Here is a 203-nt window from a genome sequence, read left to right on the forward strand (position 1 = left end):
TGAGGGAATTTTCCATATCGTGTTGCAGGGGCAATGCTACTTACGGGAAGGTGGCCAGAAAGAGTCAATTCTGCTTCAGGAAGGTGATGCTGTCGCTTTTCCAACTGGTGGAGCTCATTGGATCAGCGATACTCCCGACAGCCAAAACCTACCGTCAGAAAACGTGGTTACTGTCAGCGGGGATGAGGACCTGTTACTGCTGA

At 50.7% G+C, this 203-nt stretch carries 1 protein-coding gene; it reads left to right on the forward strand.

The genetic code is table 11. The features are described 5' to 3' along the window. The coding region (locus tag A3709_RS17340; RefSeq protein ID WP_197484269.1) for a cupin domain-containing protein at window positions 1-203 on the forward strand (203 nt) is incomplete at both ends.

The sequence above is a fragment of the Halioglobus sp. HI00S01 genome, assembly GCF_001635445.1.
Taxonomy (GTDB): domain Bacteria; phylum Pseudomonadota; class Gammaproteobacteria; order Pseudomonadales; family Halieaceae; genus Halioglobus; species Halioglobus japonicus.